The organism is Streptomyces sp. S3(2020), from assembly GCF_013044505.1.
Taxonomy (GTDB): domain Bacteria; phylum Actinomycetota; class Actinomycetes; order Streptomycetales; family Streptomycetaceae; genus Streptomyces.
Genome location: NZ_JABERD010000538.1, coordinates 1 through 940, shown reverse-complemented (window position 1 = coordinate 940; position 940 = coordinate 1). Strand labels below are relative to the sequence as shown.

1 protein-coding gene is annotated in these 940 nt (G+C 69.6%); it reads left to right on the top strand.

The window, feature by feature from the left end; translation table 11 throughout:
- A partial coding sequence (locus HLK59_RS50195; protein WP_240983117.1) for a condensation domain-containing protein occupies nucleotides 1-940 on the top strand: 940 nt, incomplete at both ends.

Genomic DNA, 940 nt, shown 5'->3' with positions numbered 1-940 from the left:
GAGCCGTTGCCGTTGTCGTTCGCGCAGCAGCGGTTGTGGTTCCTGCGGGAGTGGGAGGACGGCGGTTCTACGTACAACATTCCGCTGGCGGTGCGGTTGCGCGGGCCGGTGGACAGGGGTGCGCTCCGGGCGGCGCTGGACGATGTGGCGCTGCGGCACGAGTCGTTGCGCACACTCTTCCCGGCCGTGGACGGGCAGCCGTACCAGCACATCACCGCCGACGCCCACGTCCCCCTGTCCACCAGCGCCGTGACCGAGGCGGAACTGCCCTCCCGCCTGGCCGAGGAGGCGGCGCACGACTTCGACCTGGAGGCCGAACTCCCCCTGCGCGCAGCTCTGTTCGAGGTCGGTGAGCAGGAGCACGTGCTGGTGCTGGTCCTGCATCACATCGCCGGTGACGGCTGGTCGATGGCGCCCCTGGCGCGTGACCTGAGCACCGCCTACTCGGCGCGCGTGACCGGCGGAGCCCCGGACTGGGGTCCGCTGCCGATCCAGTACGCCGACTACACGCTGTGGCAGCGGGACCTGCTCGGTGACGAGGACGACCCCGACAGTCTCGCGTCCCGCCAACTCGCCTACTGGCAGGAGGCCTTGGCCGGTCTGCCCGAAGAGCTCACCCTGCCCACCGACCGGCCCCGGCCGGCCACACCCAGCCACCGGGCGGAAGCGATCGACCTCTTCGTACCCGCCGAACTCCAGGCCCGAATCGGCGGCCTTGCCCGCGAGAGCGGGTCGACGCTGTTCATGGTGTTGCAGGCGGCGGTGGCGGCGTTGCTGTGCAGGTTGGGCGCGGGTACCGATATTCCGTTGGGTACGGCGGTGGCTGGGCGTTCGGACGACAGTCTGGATGACCTGGTGGGGTTCTTCGTCAATACGTTGGTGTTGCGTACGGATGTGTCGGGTGATCCGACGTTCCGTGAGTTGCTGGGTCGGGTGCGGG